Raw genomic sequence first — 18,683 nt, forward strand, 5'->3', positions numbered from 1 at the left:
CGCTCAGCGGGGCCGCCGCCCCCAGCAGGTGATGAGCGGCGCTGTGGTGACGTCCATGCCCTCACCGCGCAGATGGTCCAGATGGCGCTCGATCTCCTCCTCGGTGGCCGCTCCGCCCGCCACCAGTCGCCCGCGCAGCTGACGTACGGTGGCCGCCTCCAGCTCCCGGCAGGCCGGGGAGGTCAGCGGGAAGCAGCCCTCGGCGCGGACATCGTGGAGTCCGGCGCCGCGCAGCAGGGCGGGCAGGGTGCGGCCGAAGGCGAGGTCCACACCGCGCTCGGCGAGCAGCGCGCGGAAACCGCGGCGGATCCGGTTGGCCAGCTCCTCGGCCGGACCGCGCTCATCGGGGCAGGCCAGGGGCTGGAGTGCCGGGTCGGCGTCCTCCACCACCAGCCATCCGCCCGGCCGCACCGCCCCGGCCACCCGCCGCAGCGCCTCGGCCCGGTCGGGCAGATGCACCAGCACCAGCCGGGCGTGGACGAGGTCGAAGCCACCGCCGGGTGGCTCATCGCGGGCCACATCATGGCGCCGCACCTCGATCGGGCCCGCGGCCGGGCCGGACAACCGCGTCAGCCAGGAGGTGTCGATGTCGGTCACCAGCACCTGCCCGGTGGGCCCGGTCCGCTCGGCGAGGGCGGTGGGCATCGAGGGCCCGCCCGCTCCCACCTCCCAGCAGCGCCATCCGGTGGCCGGGCCGAGCCGGTCGAGGTGGTCCAGGGTCCAGGGGTCGAAGAGCTCGGCCAGCGCGTCGAAGCGCCGCCCGGCCTCGCGCTGCCGGTTGTCCAGCAGATAGCCGCTCTCGGATGTCATGCGCCCCATCCTTCCGCGCCGGCCGCCGTCAGCGTGTCCAGGGCGGTGACGGCGACATGGAGCTGGGTGCGCTGCGCACCGGACTCCAGATCGCGGCCGAGGAGCCGTTCGATGGTGTGCAGCCGCTGGTAGAACGCCTGGCGGGACAGGCCGATCTGTTTGGCGGCGATGGACTTGTTGTCCGCGGCGAGGTAGTGGCGCAGCGTGGTCAGCAGATCGCCGGCGTGCCGCTCGTCGTACTCGATCAGCCTGCCCAGCTGGTGCTCGACGTACTTCTGCACACGTATGTCGTCGCGGAGCGCGTACAGCAGCTCGGGAAGGCCGATGTCGGAGGGTACGTGGAACGGCCGGTGCGGGGTGCCCGGGCCGATGGCGTCCACGACCTCCTCGGCCTCCCGGAACGCCCGTGCCACCTGGTCGATCTCCGTCACCCCCGGGCCGACCGCCACCACCGCCGCCGTGCCCAGGGTTTCCTCGGTGAGCCGGCTGACCCGCTCCACCACCGGCTGCCAGGCACTGGCCCGGGCCAGTGCGAGCAGCACCCCGGTCCGGTCCGGGGAGAGCCGCCCCACCAGGGCCCGGATGCCGGAGTCGCGCAGGGCATCGGCGAGCCGGTCGTCCAGGCCCGTCTTGTCGGCCGTGGCGCCGTGGTGGCCGATGGCGAGGGCGATGAGGCGGTGGCCGACGACGGGTATGCCGAGGGCCTCGATGCGGATGCGGGCCTCGGTGCGTCCGCGGTAGCTCCAGCGCAGCAGTTCCCGCAGCGCGCAGGTGTGGGCCTGGCGGTCCCACTGGGCGTGGCCGGTCAGCCGGGCCAGGGTGAGGGCGGTGGCGGCGCGTTCCAGGATCATGGTGTGTTCCGGGTCGGCCGCGGTGGCGGCCGCGTCCGGCACCGCCACCAGCCGCCCCCAGCGCCGCCCGTTGTGCTCGACGGGCGCCACCAGCCAGTCCTCCGGCCCGCTGACCGCCGTGGTGTCGGGGGTCGGCGTGGCGCGGGAGCGGCGCGCCCACGCCTCCAGGACCTGGCCGGCCGTGCCGCCCGCCGTGCGGGAGACCACCGCGTGGTGCAGCAGGTTCTCCAGGACCACCGGGCGGCCCATCAGATCGGCGGCGGTGCGCACCAGCTCCTCCGGGTCCGCGTTGCGCAGCGTCAGCGCGGTGAAGATCTCATGCACCTGCTGGGAGCGGCGCAGCAGCTCGCCCTGCGCGTCGAGGATCAGTGCGTGCACGGTCTGGGTCACCTCGATGAAGCGGATGCCCCGGGACAGCACGATCAGCGGGAGGTCCCGTGCGCGGCAGGCGGCCACCAGCTCCGGCGGCACCTGCTGGTAGCGGCGGCCGAGCTCCACCACGAGCCCCGCGGCGCCGATGTCGGCCAGCTGGTCGGCGTAGCCGCGCAGCCGGCTGGGGTCGTTGGGCTGGGGCATACCGGTGGTCAGCACCAGCTCGCCACCTTCGAGGAACGAGGCGGGGTCGAGCAGCTCGGTGACGTGCACCCAGCGGACCGCACGGGCCAGTTGCCCCTCACCGGCCATGACACGGGGGCGTCCCGCGACGATGACGGGAAGGCGCAGGACGTCGGCAACCGTGAGCAACGGCATCTGGACGGACTCCCTCCGGATACCGCTCATCATCGCAGAGCCGGACCGCCGGGCCCAGGGCCGCCGAACGGGGCCAGGACACGGCGGCGGGCGCTCTCACGGGCGGCGTGCGATGAGGTCGGCGATGGTGGCGATGGGTGAGGTACGGACACGCCCGCCCGCCTCGTGGCGGTCGGCGAGGCGGTAGGCGGCGTACAGACCGCGCACCCCCAGCCAGCGGAACGGCTCGGGCTCCCAGGCGCCCGGGGCGTGGCCGGTCCACGGCAGCCGGGTGAGCCGGGTGTCGCGCTCCAGGACCAGATCGGTGAGGGTGCGGGCGGCCAGGTTGGTGGAGGTCACTCCGTGGCCGACGTAGCCACCGGCCCAGCCGAGCCCGGTGGCACGGTCCAGGCCGACCGTGGCGGACCAGTCGCGGGGCACGGCCAGCACTCCGCACCAGGCGTGGTGCACCCGGGCCCCGGCGGTCTGCGGCAGCATCCGCTCCAGGGTCCGGGTGAGCTGGCCGATCGTCCGCTCGCCGACCCGCCCCTCGTGGTCGGTGCGCGAGCCGAAGCGATACGGCACCCCGCGCCCGCCGATCGCGATCCGGTCGTCCGCGGTGCGCTGGGCGTACATATGGCCGTGGGCGGTGTCCCCGAGGGTCTCCCGGCCCTCCCAGCCGATCTCCCGCCAGGTGCGGGCGGGCAGTGGCTCAGTGACGATCATGGAGCTGTTCATGGGCAGCCAGGTACGCCGCAGCCCCTTGAGGGACGCGGTGAACCCCTCGGTGGCGCGGAGGACGACGGGGGCCCGCACGGTGCCGTGTGCGGTGACCGCACGGCCCGGTTCGATGGCGGTGACGGGGGACTTCTCATGGATGGTGACCCCGAGCCGTTCGACGGTGTCGGCGAGGCCGCGGACCAGCGCGGCCGGCTGGAGCCGGGCGCAGTGGGGGGTGAAGGCGGCGGCGGTGACCCCGTCGACGCGGATGCGGGCCGCGGATTCGGCGGGGGTGAGCAGCACCGAGTCGGCCACCCCCCATTCATGGTCCTGCTCGACCTTGTGGCGCAGCCGGGTGGCCTGGGCGGGGGTACGGGCGACGCGCAGGGTGCCGCCCTTGACGATGCCGGCGTCGATGCCCTCGCGGGCGGCGACGCCGATCACCTCGTCCACCGCCTCGTTCATGGCCCGCTGCCAGTCCAGGACCGCGGGCCTGCCGTAGGCCCCTGCCATCCGGTCGCGGGCGCCGGGGATCAGTCCGGAGGCCCAGCCGCCGTTGCGCCCGGAGGCGCCGAATCCGGCGAACTCGGCCTCCAGGACGGTGATCCGGAGGCCGGGGTCGGCGTGTTTGAGGTAGTACGCGGTCCACAGCCCAGTCAGTCCGGCGCCCACGACGCACACATCCGCGTCGCGGTCGCCGGGCAACGCCGGGCGGGGGGTGGGGAGTTCGGCGAACCAGTGGGCGACGCGGCCGTTGACCGGTGCCGGGCGGCCGGCCGTGGTGGCGGTCATGGGTTCCCTTCTCGGCGCGGAGCGGTGGGGTGGGCGGACGACAGTGGTGACGGGCGCGTGGGTCAGACCCCGAGCAGTCCGGGCAGCTCGGACAGGTCCTTGATCTCCTCGTACGGCTGGAAGGCGGCCGAGCCGGGGAAGCCGTAGCGGTTCACCCAGATCCGCCGCATGCCCGGGTAGCGCTTGGTCGGCATGATGTCGTACTCCCAGCCCTGGGCGGTGTGGATGATGTCCCCGGGGCCACGTCCGGTGGCCGTCATGAGGTACTCGAACGCCCGCGGCAGCGGCTTGTAGGCACCGGCCTGTTCGGCGGTGAGCACATAGTCGAAGTCCACGCCCAGCGCCTCGACGGCGTAGGCGATCAGGTCGTCCTCGCTGTTGGAGAGGATCGCGATGTCGTACTCGCCCTTGAGGCGGCGCAGCGCGTCGGGGACCTCGCGGAAGGGGGTGAACTTCTTGACGGCCTCGATCAGCGCCTCGCCGTCCTCGTCCCGGTACTCCAGGCCGTGCAGTGTCATGACATTGCGCAGGGTGCGGCGGAGGATCTCCCGGTAGGGCAGATACTCGTCCAGGACGCCCTGGAAGCGCATCACATACGCGTCGTGGTGGAACCGATCGGGGTCCACGCCGATCTCGGCGAGCCGGTCCTCGACGATCTCATGGGTGGCGGTACGGGTGTCGAAGTTGATGAGGGTGCGGTAGCAGTCGAAGGAGACCAGCTTGCGCATGGGCGAGTCCTTTCCGGTGGCGGCGCCGTGAAGCATTGTGACGGGGGGTCAGGGGTGTCAGGGGCGGCGGCTGCTGGCTTCGGCCAGGCCGAGGTCCTTGGTCTCGGGGGCGAGGAGGACGGAGACCACCAGGCCGATGAGGGTGATCACCACCCCGATGGCGAGGGTGCCGCGGACCCCGAGGTCGGCGGTGGCCATCGGGAGCAGGAAGGTGCTGGACGCGGAGCCCACCCGGCTCATGGCAGTGGCGACGCCGACACCGGTGGCCCGCAGATCCGTGGGGAACAACTCGCTGGGGTAGACGAACTGAAGTCCGCTGCCCGCGGCCTCGAAGAACTGGAAGGCGGCGAAGAGGCCCACCACCAGGGCCGCGTAGTGCAGTGGCAGCACGGTGAGCGCGATCAGGGAGACATTGACGCACAGAAAGCTGCCGATGAGCAGCGGACGCCTGCCGATGCGGTTGACCACGGCCAGCCCGAGGCCGGTTCCGGCGACCGCGATGGTGGTGATCAGCGCGCTGGCGCCGAAGGTGCCGGTCACCCCGAAGGACTCCAGCATCTGCGGCTGGAAGGAGCGCACCGCGAAGGCCGGTGCCACCTGACAGATCCAGAACAGCGAGCAGAACAGTGCGGGCATCCCATAGCCGCGGCGGAACATCTCGGCGAGATTGCCCAGACCCGAGCCGCCGCGCCGGTCCTGGCGGACCTCGGCGAGCAGTTCCTCGGCGCTGACCTCCTGGCCGAGGTGACGGCGTACGACCTGTCTGGCCTCGTCCACCCGTCCCCGCGACGCCAGCCAGCGCGGCGATTCGGGAACACCCGCCCGCAGAAGGAGGAAGAGCACGGCGGGGACCGCGCCGGAGGCGAGCATCCAGCGCCAGGAGTCGTCGCCGGTGCCCAGCAGCAGCCAGCCGGCCCAGTAGCTGACCCCATAGCCGACCCACCAGGCCAGGACCAGCCCGGACAGGGCGGGGCCGCGCATCCGGCGCGGCACCAGCTCGGTCGTGAGGGCCGAGGCGATCGGGTAGTCGGCGCCGATCGCGACACCGATGAACAGCCGCAGCACCACCAGTTGCCACGCCTCGGTGACGAAGAACTGAAGCGCGGAGCCGATCACGAACGCGACCAGGTTGAGCACATACATCAGATGGCGGCCCACCCGGTCGGTGATCGGGCCGAACACCGCGCCGCCGAGGAAGACACCGATGAGGACGGACGCCGCGACGAGCCCGGTCCACAGCGTGTCCAGGTCCAGGGCCGGGGTGATCAGGCTGAGCGCGACGCCCATGATGCCGAGCAGATAGCCGTCGCAGAACGGACCGCCCATGGCGACGGCGACCATCCTGCGGTGGAAGGCGGTGACGGGGGCGTTGTCCAGGGTCTCGGCGGAGTTCCGGAGGGGCTCTCGGGAGGTTCTGGGAAGGGACATGCTTGCATCTCCTGGGGACGAGGAGGGGCGCTGCGGCGCGGGCCGACGCCACGCCGGGGCGGTGGCGGGCATCGTGTGTCAAGCATTCGGTGGGCACGCACGGCGGGGTACGCGGCGGGACGGACGCGTACGGCGGGTACGCGGCGGGGCGGGGTGTGCCCCGGGGACGGGGATGGGCTCCGGAGCGACCGGTGGCGTGTTCCGGCTGGCCATCACCCTGGTTCAGCCGCCGGCCACCGTCAACGTCCACCGTGTTCCGTCCCTCGTCATCGGGTGGACACTCTGTCCGTTGCCCATCGGCGTGGCGGCGGCCACGCTTGAGGCGTCCGCACGTACCCGGCACGCCCGTGGGAGGCCCGCCATGACCGATGCCACCGCCGCGGCCGCCGCCGTGGGAGCCGGACGTGGCTGACCGGCTCGTCGTCCTGTACCGGGACCATCTGCCGCCCGACCGGGCGCGGATCGAGTCCCTCGCCGAGACGGTGTACGCCACCGAGGAGGAGCTGCCGCTCTTCCTCCCCCGCGCGGACACGCTGCTCGCGTGGTGGCCGCTGTCCTCCGCGGTGGCCTCCGCCTGGCCCGACGACCCGGCGAAGGCCCCGGGCTGGGTGCATGTGGCGGCGGCGGGGGTGGACCCGTTTCTGTTCCCCGCGCTGACCGGCAACCCCGAGGTGGTGCTCACCAACTCGCGGGGCGTCTACGACCGGCCCATCGCCGAGTACGTCCTGGGGCTGATCCTCTCCCTCGCCAAGGACTTCCCCGGCACCTGGGAGCATCAGCGGCGCCGCGAGTGGCGCCCCTCGGACAGCGAACGCATCGGCGACCGTACGGTCCTGGTCTGGGGCACCGGCTCCATCGGGCGTGCCGTCGCCCGTCTGCTGCGCGCGGTCGGCATGCGGGTCGGCGGCGCCGGCCGTACACCACGGGCCGCCGACCCGGACTTCGGTGTGGTGCACGGCCCGGCGACCCTGCGCGCGGCGCTGGGCGAGGCGGACTATGTGGTTCTGGCCGCCCCGCTCACCCCCGCCACCCGTGGCATGGTCGACGCGCCCGTACTGGCGGCGATGAAACGGGGCGCGCGGCTGCTCAACGTCGGGCGTGGCCCGCTGGTCGATGAGCAGGCCCTCGTGGACGCCCTGGCCCAGGGCAGGCTGGCCGGGGCGGCGCTGGATGTCTTCGCGCATGAGCCGCTGCCCGTGGAGTCGCCCCTGTGGGAGATGCCGGGCGTCATCGTCTCCCCGCACACCGCGGGCGAGGTGACGGACTGGCGCGGAGACCTCGGCGAGTTGTTCCTCGACAATCTGATCCGCCGCGGTGAGGGCCGTCCGTTGCGCAATGTGGTCGACAAGGCCCTCGGCTATGTGGTGGACGAACCGGCGCCGCCACGGTAGGAAGCCCGCGGCGGCGCGGGGCTCCTGCCGCGGCCGGGTGTCCGCCCGGTGCCGGGCGGGCCGGTGCGCCGGCTGCCGGCGCGCCCCCCGCACGCGCCGGTCGCCGGTTCACCGCTCGGCGCGGGCCCGGGGGAGCTCCAGCGCCGAGGTCCCGTGCACGGTGATGCGCACGGGCGTGAGGGTGGTCGCGTCGAGCGTGGGCTCGCCGCTTCCGGTGTTGCGGGCGAAACGGGGGTGGGCGCCCCCGCTGATCTGGAGGCGGACCCGGTGGCCGGAGGCGAAGCGGTGGGCGGTGGAGCTCATCGGCACGGTGACCTCCAGAGGATGCTCCGGCCCGGTCGGCAGCCTCATCAGCCCGTCGCACACATTGATCGAACGGCCCTCTTCGTCGACATCACACAGGCGGGCGAAGACATCGGCGTACCCGGTGTCCGTGGAGACCCGCAGCCGCGCGGCGACCGGGCCGAGGACGTCCACCGGCTCGTCCAGCGGCTCGCTGGTGAACGTCAGCACATCGGGGCGCGCCTCGAGTTCGCCGTTGTCACGCCTCCCGGCGGTGCCGGAGAGCAGCGGCCCGCCGATGGACGGGGTGGGGTCGGCCGGGTCGTAGCGGAAGGAGGCGAGGGCGTCGCGGGAGGATGCCGGGGAGCCGGACACCTCGGGTGACCGCCGGGCGAGCCGCCCGTCCGGCGCGAGGTGCCACTGGCCGGTGGCCGTGGGCGGCGGCCAGTCGTCGAGGTCCCGCCACTCCCCCTGACCGCCGATGTGCACCCGCACCGGGGCCGGGCGCAGCCCCGAGGGGTCGTCGCACAGATGCGCGCGCAGCCAGGCGAGGCTTTCGGCGAACACCTCCGGCCAGCCCTCCTGGAGCGCGGAGGTGTGCGTCCACGGGCCGATGAGCAGGGAGGTGTCACAGCCGGACCGGCGCAGCCTGCCGTACTGCTCGACGGTCTGGTCCACCAGGGCGTCCTGCCAGCCGCTGATCAGACGGGTGGGAGTGCGCAGCCCGTCGGCGGCGCCACCCGTGGACGCGCCCTTCCAGAACGGGTCGCCGGCGTCCGGATGGGACATCGCTCCGTCCAGCCAGGGCACATCGCCCCCGAGGCCGAGCGCATACGATCCGCGCAGCGGCAGCGCCCGCGTCATTCGCTTCAGATGGCGCCGCAGGCGCAACGTGGCCCGTACGAAGGTGCCGAGCCCCCGGTGCTGGGAGGTCATACCGGAGCCGACGAGCAGGGTGTTCTCCAGTTGGAGCGCGCCACCGCGGTGGAACAGGGCGTGCGGGTCGTGCAGCCCGACCTGCACCACCATCGCCCGCAGCTCCGGCGGCGGGTCCAGGGCGAGCGCCCACTGCACATAGCCGAGATAGCTGGGGCCGAGGGTGCCCAGCGCGCCGTTGAACCAGGGCTGGTCCCGCAGCCAGTCCACGGTGGCCCGGCCGTCGGCCGCCTCATTGCGCCACAGGTGGAACTCGCCGCCCGAGCCGCCGGTGCCTCGGCAGCTCTGGAGGACGACATGGAAGCCCTGCTCGGCGAAGAGCACACCGTACATGGGCGACCAGGGCACTCCCCTGCCGTAGGGCGAGCGCACCAGCAGGGTGGGGAAGTCGCCCTCCGCGCGGGGGAAGTAGTGGTCCGTGCGGAGAGGGCTGCCGTCGGCGGCCGGCACGTCGAGGTCCGGCTCCCGTCCGGCCTCGTACCGCCTGGCCGGAAGGCCACGCCAGAGCGCCCTCAGCAGCCGCGCCGACAACGGCGGTTTGCCCGAGGGCGGCACCCAGGTGGCCCCGGACACCCCATCGCGCGTGGGTGACGTCATCGCGTACTCCCCTCCCCCTAATCTCGTACCGCGTACGAGAATAGTGGATGCTTGGATGGTTTCCGCAAGTAGGCATGGCGGGGAAGGAGCGATCAGGTCGTGGTCAGCGGTGATGGGCCGGGCGCCGGAGGCATCGACCCCCAGCAGCTGTGGCTGAGCTCCCCTCGCCCCCGCAAGGGGCGCAAACCCGCCTTCAGCCGTGCGGCGATCACCGCCGCGGCCGTCGCCCTCGCGGACGCCGAGGGAATCGACGCGGTCACCATGAGACGGGTGGCCTCGCGGGTCGGAGCCGGTGTGATGTCGCTGTACAGCTACGCTCCCGACAAGGACACGCTGCTGCACCTGATGGTCGACCACGTCAGCGGCGAACTGTCACCGCCGGCCCCGCCGACCGGCGACTGGCGCGCCGATCTGAAGGCCATCGCCCATGCCCAGCGCGCCCTGATGCTCCGCCACCCCTGGCTGCCCACCGCGCTGTTCAACCGCCGCTGGTCCCTGGGGCCCAACACCCTGGCCTTCGTGGAGCACGCGCTGGCCGCCCTGCGGCCCACCGCGCTGGACGGCGCCGCGAAGCTGGAGGTGTTCAGCCTGATCACCGGTTTCGTCGCCAGGCTCGTCGCCGACGAGATCGCCCAGGCGGCGCTCGCCGGCTCGCCCGAGCGGGCCGCCGCCGAGGCCCGCTACCTCGCCGCGGTGGCCGCCGACGGACACCATCCGGAACTCGCCGAGGCGCTCTCCGCCCCCGTGCGCCCGCTCACCCCCGACGCCACGTTCGCCCGGCTGCTCGACCGCATGGTCGACGGTCTGGACACCGGCACCTAGGGTCTGTCGTCAAAGGTGGCGTCGGGAGCAGGGCGCCCCCTTTGGCGACAGGCCCTAGGGATTGGTCCACGCCTCCGGGTCCTCGGCGAGGCCGAGGACGTCGCCGGGCAGCTTGGCCGCGGCCACCTCCGCGAGGGTCACCTCGCCGAGGATCTTGCGCACATTGGCCCGTACCGCGATCCACAGCGGCAGCAGCGACTCCGCCGGTCCGCGGTAGGACAGCTCGGGCGGGCGCACTCCGCGCACCGACACCAGGGGTCCGTCGACCACCCGGATCACCTCGGCGATGCTGATCGTGTCCGCCGGGCGGGCCAGCCGGTAACCGCCCTTGCCACCGCGCTGGCTGGCCACCAGTCCGCCCCGGCGCAGATCGCCCAGGATCCCTTCGAGGAACTTGTGCGGTATGCCCTGCGCGCCGGCGAGCACCTCGGCCTTGACCGAGGTGTCCTCCCCCGCCGCGGCCAGTTCCAACGCCGCCCGCACCGCATAGTCCGCCTTCGCCGAGATCCGCATGCGCCGATTATCCGCCACCGGCCCGCCGGACCCTCAGAAGGGCAGGGTGAACGGGGGGTGCTCACCGTTGAGGAAGTAGTCCCCGACCTCGTGGAGCCGGTGGGCGACGGGGTCGTAGAGCGTATGGGTGCGCGCGTTGCGCCAGAAGCGGTCGAAGCCGTAGGCGGAGGAGGCGGAGCGCGCGCCGACGACGTCCAGGGCGCGGGCGGTGGCGTCGTGGGCCGCCCGGGCGGCGGCCGCCTCGGCCGCGGCGGCGAGCACGGTGATCTCGGCGCATTCGTCGTAGGTCAGGGCCTCACCCCGCGCCAGCCCGCCGTCCAGGGCCTCCAGCGCCTGATCGGCGAGGGCGGCGGCGGAGAAGGTGGCGACGGTGAGCTCGCCGTAGGTGGTCAGCGCGTACGGATCGCGCGGGGAGGTGTGCGGCCAGGGCGCGTGCACCGCCCTGGTGTACTCGCGGGCCTCGGCGAGCACTCCCTGCGCGATCCCGAGACATATCTGCGCCGAGACCAGACGTCCGGTCGGCGCGGACAGACCGCTGAAGGGAGAGAAGGTGTCCTCGTCCCAGGAGAGCGGGCCGAGCACCGCGCCGTCCTCGACCGGCACCCCGTCGAACTCCACACTTCCGCCGGCCGCCAGCCGCTGCCCGAAGGTGTCCCCGTCGTCGCCGCCGCACACCACACCGGGATGGGCGGTGTCGATGAGCACGGCCAGCGGTTCGCCGGTGTCGGCGTGGGTGGCCCGGACGGCCAGCCGGTCGGCGACCAGGACACCGGTGGCGTACCCCTGGCGTCCGTTCACCACCGGGCCGTCCCTGCCGGGGGTGAACGTCAGCCGTGGCTCGCGGGCGGCCAGACCGCCGCCCCAGCACCACTGACCCGCCGCCGACTCCTTCTCCAGCCGGGCGGCGAGCTCGGCACCGCCGAAGAAGCGGGCGCTGAAGGACAGCAGATAGTGACAGCCGAGCACCTCGCCGATCGCGCCATCGGCCGCGGCGATCTTCCGCACCACGGCGCAGGCCGTGGACCAGCCCGCTCCCCCGCCCCCGTGCTCGACGGGGATCAGCAGGGTCAGGAGGCCCGCCTCGCGGAGCCGGGCGATCTCGCCGTACGGCGTCTTGCCCGCCTGGTCGCGGATGACCGCGTCCGTGGCGAGGTCATCCGCCGCCTCGGCGGCGATCTGAAGCCACCACGCGCGGTCGGGTGCTTCGGCCGCCGCATCCACCACCGTCACGCCCGCTCCCCTCCATACGCCGGATCTCATCATTCCCTATTTTTCCAGTAGGGAAAATAGGGAATTTGACGGTGGACGTCCAGCGAGCGATGTTGGGCATATGCCAGTGCTACGTTTGTTCGAGAATGCCCTATTCCATGAGGTGAGGTTCTGGAATGGTGGAGCGGCTCGGCACGGACATGGCGGAGCGTTCCCACTCATGGAGTGATGAACGGCTCTCCCTGCTTTCGGCGGTCGGCACCGCGCTCACCGACCGTGAGGTGATGCGGCACGCCCTGGACCAGGCAGTCTCCGAGCTCGGTGGGCTCGCCGGGCTGGTGCACTGGTCCTGCGGCCCGGCCGGCAGTCGTACGCTGCGCCTGGTCCTCGCCAGCGGGCTGCCGCTGCCCGCCCTCACAGGGTGGGAGGAGATCCGCGAGGACGAGGCCCCGAACGCCCCCGCCCGAGCCGTGCGCGACGCCCGCTTCGTATGGCTTCCGGCCGCCTCCGACGCGTCCCCGGGCCCCGGGGAGACCGGCCGTACCTCCTCGGGGACACTGCCGCCGGGGACCACGGTGGCGGCCGTTCCGCTGTCCGGGCCGGGCGGTCCGGTGGGCGCGCTGTCCGTCCTCACCGGCCCACGGGAGCCGACTCCGGAACAGACCGGCTTCCTCGAGGCGGTGGGACGCTGGGCGGAGCGCCGCCTCTCGCGCTCGACGGCGATCGGTGGCTGCGACGAACACCCGTGGTGGCAGCAGCGGCCGGGCGGCTCGGTGGTCCAGCAGTCCCTGGAGGCGGTCAAGGCCGGCTCCTGGGAGTGGGGCATCCGTGGTGGTGAGATGCGCTGGGACCGGGCGGGCCTGGCGCTTCTGGGCATCCCCCGCGGCTACGAGCGGCGGATCGAGAGCTGGATCAACCTGATCCACCCCGAGGACATGCCGCGGGTGATGGCCGCCACCGAGAAGTCGCTCCGCGAGCAGAGCTGCTACGAGGCCGAGTACCGGGTCCGCCGCCCCGACGGCACCACCGGCTGGGTGCAGAGCCGCGCCCATCTCGAACTCGACGAGGGCGGCGAGCCCGTCCGCATGATCGGGAAGATCTGGGACACCACCGAGAGCCGGATGGCCCGGGAATCGGTGGGGCAGGCGCTGCGGTACATGAGCGACGCGTTCTTCGCGGTGAACCGGGACTGGCGGATCACCTTCCTCAATGTCGAGGCCGAGCGGCTGATCGGCGCGGCCGGAGAGGTGCTCGGCCGACCGCTCTGGGAGGGCCCCGCGGGCACGGTCCCCGAGCTGGAGGACCGCTGCCGGCGCGCCGCCGCCGATGGCAGGCCGACCGGGTTCGACATCCGGTGGCCCACCGATGACCGCTGGTATCACATCCGGCTGGTCTCGGTGCCCGATGGGCTGACCGCCTATCTCACCGATGTCACCGAACGGCGCACCCAGGCCGCGCGGCGCGCGGCGGCCGAGCGTATCGGCGCGGAACAGACCGCCAGGATAAGCGAGTTGAGCAACGCTCTCGCCGACGCGGTGACCACCAAGGACGTCGTCCGGGTCGTCGCCGCGCATGTGCTGCCGCCGTTCGGCGCCTCGGGTCTGCTGATCCTGTGGCTGGAGGGCGGCCGGCTGAACGTGGTGGGCTCGGTGGGCTATTCCCGCGCCTTCATCAGCATGGTCGACGGGGTCCCGGCGTTCGGGGGCTACCGTCTGCTCAACGAGGTGCTCGGCTCGCGCCGTCCGTGCTTCATCTCCTCGACCGAGGAGTACCAGCGGCTGTTCCCCGATCTGGCCGGCAATCCCGCCATCGCCCGGAAGAACGCCTGGGCCGTGCTCCCCCTGATCGCCTCGGGCAACGCCATCGGCACCTGCACCGTCTCCTTCGACGAGCCCCACGACCTGTCCGCCGATGAGCGCACCCTGCTCACCGCCCTCAGCGGAATGGTCGCCCAGGCGCTGGCCCGGGCCCGTCTCTACGACACCGAACACGCCCGCGCCCAGGCGCTCCAGCGCGGTCTGCTGCCCCGGGCGCTGCCCTCCCTGGCCGCCCTCACCCCCGCGGTGCGCTATCTGCCCGCCAGCAGCGGCACGGACATCGGCGGCGACTGGTACGACGTCATTCCCCTGTCCGCGGAGCGGGTGGCCCTCGTCATCGGCGATGTGATGGGCCACGGTCTGGCCGAGGCCGCCACCATGGGGCGGCTGCGCACCGCCGTGCACACGCTCGCCAACCTCGAACTGCCCCCCGAGGAGGTTCTGGCCCATCTGAACGAGGTCGTCTGCGATCTGGGCGACGACTCCTTCGCCACCTGTCTGTACGCGCAGTACGACCCCGTCACGGGGCTCTGCTCGCTCGCCCGCGCCGGTCATCCGCCGCCGCTGATCGTGGACCCCGAAGGTGGCGTGGAGTGCCTGGACCCGACGCCCGATCCGCCGCTGGGCGCCGCCGAGCCCCCGTTCTCCACCGTGGATCTGCGGCTGCCCGACGGCAGTCTGCTGGTGCTGTACACCGACGGTCTGGTGGAGTCCGCGGCGCGCGACATCGACACCGGCATCGCCGAGTGCACCCAGGTACTCACCAGCGAGTACGGCCGGCTTCTCACCTGCCCTCCACGGCGTTCGCGCATCGGCGTCCTGGGGACGGGCGGCCGGCAGGCGGTGGACCACGACCGGCTCGACCGGCTCTGCGACCTCCTGGTCGGGGCCATGCTGCCCGCCCAGCGGCTGACCGCCGACGACACCGCCCTGCTGATCGCCCGGCTCCACGGGCTGGCGTCAGGGAACATCGCCGGGTGGCCGCTGCCGGAGGGCCCGGTGGCCGCCGGTCTCGCCCGTACCCGGGTCCGTGAACAGCTCCGGGCGTGGGGGCTCGACGAGCTGGTCGCGACCACGGAACTGCTGGCCAGCGAGCTCGTCGCCAATGTCGTCCGGCACGCCAGGGGGCCGACCCGGCTCCGGCTGATCCGCGGCAGATCGCTGATCTGCGAGGTCTCGGACGCCGGCGCCGCCGCTCCACGGATCCGCCGGGCCACCGAGCTGGACGAGGGAGGCCGGGGGCTCCAGCTGGTCTCCGCGCTCTCACAGCGCTGGGGGACCCGCTACACCGACGAGGGCAAGTGCGTCTGGACGGAGCAGCCCATCGCATGGGCCGGCACCCCGCGCTGACGGTCGTACACACCCACCGGCGGCGGCCAGGGCACCCGGCCGGGCTCGCGATGGCCGTCGTATCCGCCGCCCGCGCGCCCGGCCGGGCGTGTGTCAGCCGAAGGCGGGCTCGCCGCCCCGGGCCTCCAGGACCGCACCGGTGATGTAACTCGCCCGCGGGGAGACGAGGAAGACAACGGCCTCGGCGATCTCATCGGGCTCCGCGGGCCGGTCGAAGACCGTGGCCCGCGCCACGGTCCGCAGGGCCTCCTCCCCCATCTCGGCGGTGCCCGGGGTACGGACCGGGCCCGAGCGGACGGCGTTGACCCGGACTCCCCGGCCGCCGAACTCATCGGCCCACACCCGGGTCAGCAGCTCCAGCGCGGCCTTCGAGGCGCCGTAGGCCCCTGCGTTGCGGGCGGGGGCACCCGCGGCGATGGTGCTGAGGTTGACGATGGCCCCGCGGCCACGGGCGGCCATGCCCGGTGCGAGCCGCCCGACCAGCAGAAGCGGTGCGCGCGCGTTGATGGCCATATGGACGTCGAACATCTCCGGCGAGGTCCCGGCGGTGTCCGCGAACCGGTAGACACCGGCGTTGTTGACCAGGATGTCCACCTCCCCCGCCTCGGCGGCCAGCCGCCGCACATCGTCGGCCTCGGCCAGATCCGCGGCCACGAACCTGGCCCTGGCCCCCGCCGCCGACACCTCCTCGGCCACGCTCGCACCCCGTCGCGCGTCCCGGCCGTGGACGACGACCTCGGCCCCCCGCGCCGCCAGGCGCAGCGCCACGGCCCGGCCGATCCCCGCCGTGGCACCCGTGACCAGGGCAGTGGCACCGGACAGTTCACCACTCATGCGGACACTCCTCACCGTAGGCCGGACGCCGGACCACACCGCGCGTACCGGATGATTACCGCACCCGCCCACGCCCGGCCGAACGGCTCGCCGCCCCTGGGGCTGAACGGGCGCGCCGGGCCGATGAGATGACACGCGCTTCCGCGGGGCGCCGGTCTTTGCTGTACTGCGGGGGTGCGCGATACATCGTCAACCAGCCATGTCGCCCTGGTGACGGGGGCGAATCAGGGGATCGGCGCCGCGACGGCACGAGCGCTGGCGGCCCGCGGGGTCGCCGTGCTCTGCGCCTATCTGCGCCCATCCGGCCCCGGCGAAGGCTCCGGCGAAGGGGACGTCCCGGATCCCTCCCACGCCGCGGACCCCTACCACGCCGCGCGGTCCGTCGACGGCGAAGAGGTGGCGGCGGAGATCCGCCGGGCCGGAGGGCGGGCCGAGGCATGCGAGGCGGACCTCGCCGACCCCGCGGTTCCCGGGCGCCTCTTCGACCTCGCCGAGGACCGCCTGGGCCCGGTCGACATCCTGGTCAACAACGCCTCGGGGTGGATCCAGGACACCTTCACCCCCGATCCGGCCGACCGCTTCGACCGGCCGCTGCGCCCCGTCACCGCGGAAACCTGGTCCCGGCAGTTCTCGGTGGACGCGATGGCGCCGGCGCTGCTGATCGGCGAACTGGCCCGCCGCCACCGGGCACGCGGCGCCGACTGGGGGCGGATCGTGGGCCTGACATCGGGAGGAGAACTCGGTTTCCCCTCAGAGGTGTCCTACGGTGCGGCGAAGGCCGCGCAGACCGACTACACCCTCTCGGCCGCCGCGGAGCTCGCCGGCCTCGGCATCACGGCCAATGTGGTGCGGCCGCCCGTGACCGACACCGGGTGGGTCACGGACGAGGTCCGGCGGTTCGTCGCCTCGAGCCCCACCCATTTCCATGTCGCCGATCCGGCCGAGGTGGCGAAGACCATCGTCTTCCTCGCCTCGGACGAGGCCGCGCTCATCACCGGAAACGTCATCACCCTTCGCTGAGGAGGCTCCTACCGACACGGCTCGTCGTGCGGAAGGCTCCTCGCACCGCCGGACACCTCGTAGCCGCCATCACCGTTCGCCAGAGGGAGTGCAGAAGTGACTGACACGGGAACACACGGCCGTCGGCGCAGCTCGGCCTGGTTCGGCGCGGAGGGCCCCTCCGGCATGGTCTACCGGTCCTGGATGCGCAACCAGGGCTATTCCGGGGAGGTGTTCGACGGCCGTCCGGTGATCGGCATCGCCACGACCTGGTCGGAGCTGGCGCCCTGCAACAGCCATCTGCAACGGGTGGCGGAGTCGGTCAAGCGCGGGGTCTGGCAGGCCGGTGGCTTTCCGCTGGAGTTCCCCGCGATGGCGCTGGGCGAGACGCTGATGCGGCCCACCGCGATGCTGTACCGCAATCTGCTGGCCATGGAGGCCGAGGAGCTGATGCGGGCCAATCCGCTGGACGGTGTGGTGCTGCTGTCCGGCTGTGACAAGACCACCCCCGGTCTGCTGATGGCCGCCTCGAGCGTCGATCTGCCGGCCGTCATGGTCACCGGCGGCCCGATGCTCAACGGCAAGTACCGGGGCGCGGACGTGGGCTCGGGCACCCAGGTGTGGCGGTTCGAGGCCGAGCTGGCGGCCGGGCGGATGACGCAGGAGGAGTGCTTCTTCGCCGAGGGCTGTATGGCCCGGTCCAACGGGCACTGCATGACCATGGGCACCGCGTCCACCATGGCGTCGATGGCCGAGGCGCTCGGTATGCAGCTGCCGTATTCGGCGAGCTGGCCGGCGGTGGACTCGCGGCGGTACGAGACGGCGCAGCGCGCCGGGCAGCGGATCGTGGCCATGGTGGAGGAGGATCTGCGGCCGTCGCAGATCATGACCCGGGAGGCGTTCGAGAACGCGATCCGGGTCAACGCGGCCATCGGCGGCTCGACCAACGCGGTGATCCATCTGCTGGCCATCGCGGGGCGGCTGGGGGTGCCGCTGAGCCTCGACGACTTCGACGCGCTGGCCCGGGAGGTGCCCACACTGGTCGATCTCCAGCCCTCCGGACGGTTCCTGATGGAGGACTTCTGCTACGCCGGTGGGCTGCCGGTGGTGATGCGCGAGCTGGGGGCGCTGCTGCACACGGACACGGTCACGGTGAGCGGGCACACGGTGGCGGAGAACGTCGCCGACGCCGAGTGCTGGAACCGTGAGGTGATCCGGACGCTGGACGAGCCGTTCCAGGAAGCGGGCACCGGCACCGCCGTGCTGCGCGGCAATCTCGCGCCGAACGGCGCGGTGATCAAACAGTCCGCCGCCTCGCGCCATCTGCTCCGGCACCGCGGCCGGGCCCTGGTGTTCGACACGCCGGAGGACTACATCGCCGTACACGCCGACGAGGACCTGCCGGTGGACGAGGACACCGTGCTGGTGATACGGGGCAGCGGCCCTCGTGGCTACCCGGGCATGCCCGAGGTCTCCAATGTGGTGCTGCCGCCCAAGTTGCTGCGCAAGGGCGTCGAGGACATGGTGCGCATATGTGACGGCCGGATGTCCGGCACCGGCTTCGGCACCGTGGTCCTCCATGTGGCCCCCGAGTCCGCCGTCGGCGGCCCGCTGGCGCTGGTGCGCGACGGCGACTGGATCACCCTGGACGTCCCGGCGCGCACGCTGACCCTGGAGGTGGGCGAGGAGGAGCTGACGCGCCGACGGGCCGCGTGGGAGCCCCCGCCACCGGTCGCCGACCGGGGCTGGAGCAGGCTCTACACCGACCATGTGCTTCAGGCGGACCAGGGCCTGGACCTGGACTTCCTGGTCGGCTCCAGCGGACATCCGGTGCCCCGCGAATCACACTGAGTCCCTCGCGGGGCGCCTCTGGCG

The 18,683-nt window shown here is 72.9% G+C and carries 14 protein-coding genes; 5 read left to right on the forward strand and 9 right to left on the reverse strand.

All coding sequences use genetic code 11. The features are described from left to right. Positions 1–3: 3 nt before the first annotated feature. The 5 genes from AB0E24_RS29960 to AB0E24_RS29980 all read right to left on the reverse strand — a co-directional run bounded on the left by AB0E24_RS29960 (position 4) and on the right by AB0E24_RS29980 (position 6,058). Positions 4–810 (reverse strand): class I SAM-dependent methyltransferase, encoded by an 807-nt coding sequence (locus tag AB0E24_RS29960; RefSeq protein ID WP_435865337.1) that lies wholly within the window; start codon positions 808–810, stop codon positions 4–6. Continuing rightward, on the reverse strand, positions 807–2,411 hold the full coding sequence (locus AB0E24_RS29965; RefSeq protein WP_069867727.1) for a PucR family transcriptional regulator: 1,605 nt from the start codon (positions 2,409–2,411) through the stop codon (positions 807–809). Before AB0E24_RS29965 ends, AB0E24_RS29960 begins: the two co-directional genes overlap by 4 nt. 96 nt (positions 2,412–2,507) lie before the next feature. Continuing rightward, entirely contained in the window at positions 2,508–3,902 is a 1,395-nt protein-coding gene (locus AB0E24_RS29970; protein WP_100808272.1) for an NAD(P)/FAD-dependent oxidoreductase, read from the reverse strand. A 62-nt stretch (positions 3,903–3,964) separates the two neighbouring features. Beyond that, a complete protein-coding gene (locus AB0E24_RS29975; protein ID WP_069867725.1) occupies positions 3,965–4,630 on the reverse strand; it encodes an HAD family hydrolase in 666 nt (221 codons plus the stop codon). Between the two features lie 57 nt (positions 4,631–4,687). Further along, complete coding sequence (locus tag AB0E24_RS29980; RefSeq protein WP_069867724.1) at positions 4,688–6,058, reverse strand: MFS transporter; 1,371 nt, start codon at positions 6,056–6,058, stop codon at positions 4,688–4,690. 404 nt (positions 6,059–6,462) lie between these two features. Between AB0E24_RS29980 and AB0E24_RS29985 the strand changes: the two genes are divergently transcribed. Then, entirely contained in the window at positions 6,463–7,449 is a 987-nt protein-coding gene (locus AB0E24_RS29985) for a D-2-hydroxyacid dehydrogenase (protein ID WP_359381631.1), read from the forward strand. Between the two features lie 108 nt (positions 7,450–7,557). Here AB0E24_RS29985 and AB0E24_RS29990 read toward each other — a convergent pair whose 3' ends face one another. Continuing rightward, positions 7,558–9,264 carry a CocE/NonD family hydrolase gene (locus tag AB0E24_RS29990; RefSeq protein WP_359381632.1) on the reverse strand — a complete coding sequence of 569 codons (1,707 nt, stop codon included), beginning with the start codon at positions 9,262–9,264 and terminating at the stop codon, positions 7,558–7,560. A gap of 99 nt (positions 9,265–9,363) precedes the next feature. On the opposite strand from AB0E24_RS29990, the gene AB0E24_RS29995 reads away from it, so the two are divergent. Next, entirely contained in the window at positions 9,364–10,086 is a 723-nt protein-coding gene (locus AB0E24_RS29995) for a TetR/AcrR family transcriptional regulator C-terminal domain-containing protein (protein ID WP_359381634.1), read from the forward strand. Positions 10,087–10,140: 54 nt separating this feature from the next. Here the strand turns inward: AB0E24_RS29995 and AB0E24_RS30000 are convergent, their stop codons facing one another. Beyond that, positions 10,141–10,599, reverse strand: coding sequence for an RrF2 family transcriptional regulator (locus AB0E24_RS30000; RefSeq protein ID WP_069867719.1), 459 nt, complete (start codon positions 10,597–10,599; stop codon positions 10,141–10,143). 33 nt (positions 10,600–10,632) lie between these two features. After that, positions 10,633–11,859 (reverse strand): acyl-CoA dehydrogenase family protein, encoded by a 1,227-nt coding sequence (locus tag AB0E24_RS30005; protein ID WP_147965513.1) that lies wholly within the window; start codon positions 11,857–11,859, stop codon positions 10,633–10,635. A gap of 125 nt (positions 11,860–11,984) precedes the next feature. Between AB0E24_RS30005 and AB0E24_RS30010 the strand changes: the two genes are divergently transcribed. Then, complete coding sequence (locus tag AB0E24_RS30010) at positions 11,985–14,975, forward strand: ATP-binding SpoIIE family protein phosphatase (protein WP_359381638.1); 2,991 nt, start codon at positions 11,985–11,987, stop codon at positions 14,973–14,975. 93 nt (positions 14,976–15,068) lie between these two features. On the opposite strand, the gene AB0E24_RS30015 is transcribed toward AB0E24_RS30010, so the two are convergent. Next, positions 15,069–15,809: an SDR family NAD(P)-dependent oxidoreductase gene (locus AB0E24_RS30015; protein WP_069867718.1), complete on the reverse strand. Its 741-nt coding sequence runs from the start codon at positions 15,807–15,809 to the stop codon at positions 15,069–15,071. A gap of 174 nt (positions 15,810–15,983) precedes the next feature. On the opposite strand from AB0E24_RS30015, the gene AB0E24_RS30020 reads away from it, so the two are divergent. Continuing rightward, positions 15,984–16,829, forward strand: a complete 846-nt coding sequence (locus tag AB0E24_RS30020) for an SDR family NAD(P)-dependent oxidoreductase (protein WP_359381641.1) — start codon at positions 15,984–15,986, stop codon at positions 16,827–16,829. Positions 16,830–16,925: 96 nt separating this feature from the next. Then, positions 16,926–18,659, forward strand: a complete 1,734-nt coding sequence (locus tag AB0E24_RS30025; RefSeq protein ID WP_359381644.1) for an IlvD/Edd family dehydratase — start codon at positions 16,926–16,928, stop codon at positions 18,657–18,659. Positions 18,660–18,683: the final 24 nt, after the last annotated feature.

Source organism: Streptomyces malaysiensis subsp. malaysiensis (assembly GCF_040653035.1).
GTDB lineage: Bacteria > Actinomycetota > Actinomycetes > Streptomycetales > Streptomycetaceae > Streptomyces > Streptomyces malaysiensis.

What these genes read in the sequence shown, in the direction of transcription:
- AB0E24_RS29960 (WP_435865337.1), bottom strand. Translation starts at nt 810, where the DNA reads ATGACATCCGAGAGCGGCTATCTGCTGGACAACCGGCAGCGCGAGGCC.
- AB0E24_RS29965 (WP_069867727.1), bottom strand. Translation starts at nt 2,411, where the DNA reads ATGCCGTTGCTCACGGTTGCCGACGTCCTGCGCCTTCCCGTCATCGTC.
- AB0E24_RS29970 (WP_100808272.1), bottom strand. Translation starts at nt 3,902, where the DNA reads ATGACCGCCACCACGGCCGGCCGCCCGGCACCGGTCAACGGCCGCGTC.
- AB0E24_RS29975 (WP_069867725.1), bottom strand. Translation starts at nt 4,630, where the DNA reads ATGCGCAAGCTGGTCTCCTTCGACTGCTACCGCACCCTCATCAACTTC.
- AB0E24_RS29980 (WP_069867724.1), bottom strand. Translation starts at nt 6,058, where the DNA reads ATGTCCCTTCCCAGAACCTCCCGAGAGCCCCTCCGGAACTCCGCCGAG.
- AB0E24_RS29990 (WP_359381632.1), bottom strand. Translation starts at nt 9,264, where the DNA reads ATGACGTCACCCACGCGCGATGGGGTGTCCGGGGCCACCTGGGTGCCG.
- AB0E24_RS30000 (WP_069867719.1), bottom strand. Translation starts at nt 10,599, where the DNA reads ATGCGGATCTCGGCGAAGGCGGACTATGCGGTGCGGGCGGCGTTGGAA.
- AB0E24_RS30005 (WP_147965513.1), bottom strand. Translation starts at nt 11,859, where the DNA reads ATGAGATCCGGCGTATGGAGGGGAGCGGGCGTGACGGTGGTGGATGCG.
- AB0E24_RS30010 (WP_359381638.1), top strand. Translation starts at nt 11,985, where the DNA reads ATGGTGGAGCGGCTCGGCACGGACATGGCGGAGCGTTCCCACTCATGG.
- AB0E24_RS30015 (WP_069867718.1), bottom strand. Translation starts at nt 15,809, where the DNA reads ATGAGTGGTGAACTGTCCGGTGCCACTGCCCTGGTCACGGGTGCCACG.